Here is a 1229-nt window from a genome sequence, read left to right as displayed (position 1 = left end):
TTCAATTTGTTAAAGAACAGCGCGATTTTCATCGCAACGGGAGTGGCATTCTACGCTTCCCGCCTGGTGAGTCAAGCCTTATTTTTCAAGGCTTTTTCTCACATCGACCGGCTCGCTGCTGTGCCGGCGTTGCCCTGTCGATGGAGGCGCATTATAGGGAGTTCGCGCGCCGTGGCAATAGGAATTTTGAGAAAAATCACACTTCAGCACTCATTCGCTCAACAAACCATCAAAACACCCTATTTACTTCAATGACGGGATGCTTTTGGCGAACGCCAGCAGGTCATCAAACACGCCGCTTGCCAGAGTGATGCCCTGCTCGGTCAACGCCTTGCCAGTTCGTACCAGAGCGGTCTTGCCAACGCCCGCCTTGATCCCAGCCTGAATATCGGCTGTCTTGTCACCCACCATATAAGAGGCCGATAGATCGATACCCAGCTCCTTCGTGGCAGCCAGCAGCATGCCAGGCTCAGGTTTGCGGCAATCGCAGGCCGGACCGTGTTCCGGATGATGAGGACAGAAGTAGATACCGTCGAGATCCACATCGCGATCGGCCAGGGACCAATCCATCCACTCGGTCAGGTTCATGAAGTCATCTTCAGTGAAGTAACCACGGGCGATGCCGGATTGGTTAGTCACCACGACCAGCAAATAGCCTTTTTTCTTCAGCAATTGCATGGCCTCAATCACCCCGGGCAGAAAATGGAAGTCATCAACCTGGCTGACATAACCCGTGTCTTCGTTGATGACACCATCACGATCCAGAAAAATGGCGGGTTTACTCACAGCAACTACCTCTATCAATGATTTCGCAAAAGTATCTCACAGGCCATTTAAAGCCCCAAAAGTAAAAGGGGTGGCCGAAGCCACCCCTTTTCATGTGTGCATATAAAGTATCGATTAAGCGATAACTTTAGCTACAACACCAGCACCAACGGTACGGCCGCCTTCACGGATTGCGAAGCGCAGACCTTCGTCCATCGCGATCGGGCAGATCAGGGTAACAACCATCTTGATGTTGTCGCCCGGCATTACCATCTCTACGCCTTCCGGCAGCTCGATGGTACCGGTCACGTCGGTAGTACGGAAGTAGAACTGCGGACGGTAGCCCTTGAAGAACGGGGTGTGACGACCACCTTCTTCCTTGGACAGTACGTATACTTCGGACTCGAACTTGGTGTGCGGGTTGATGGTGCCCGGCTTGGCCAGTACCTGACCACGCTCTACGT

The 1229-nt window shown here is 52.8% G+C and carries 3 protein-coding genes; 1 reads left to right on the top strand and 2 read right to left on the bottom strand.

Annotation, left to right across the window (positions count from 1 at the left end; translation table 11 throughout):
* Positions 1-255, top strand: a 255-nt coding sequence (locus BN1121_RS20140) for a hypothetical protein (protein ID WP_231553002.1), incomplete at its 5' end; no start/stop codon positions are given.
* Here the strand turns inward: BN1121_RS20140 and gmhB are convergent.
* Positions 244-786, bottom strand: a complete 543-nt coding sequence (gene gmhB, locus BN1121_RS04775; protein ID WP_043597384.1) for a D-glycero-beta-D-manno-heptose 1,7-bisphosphate 7-phosphatase — start codon at positions 784-786, stop codon at positions 244-246. The two genes, BN1121_RS20140 and gmhB, sit on opposite strands and share 12 nt — an antisense overlap.
* A 114-nt stretch (positions 787-900) precedes the next feature.
* The coding region (locus BN1121_RS04770) for an EF-Tu C-terminal domain-related protein (protein WP_043597382.1) at positions 901-1229 on the bottom strand (329 nt) is incomplete at its 5' end.

Origin of the sequence: Aeromonas diversa CDC 2478-85, assembly GCF_000819805.1 — a bacterium.
GTDB classification, from domain to species: domain Bacteria; phylum Pseudomonadota; class Gammaproteobacteria; order Enterobacterales; family Aeromonadaceae; genus Aeromonas; species Aeromonas diversa.
Note: the sequence above shows the minus strand (reverse complement) of the source record. Positions and strands in the feature narration are given on the sequence as shown.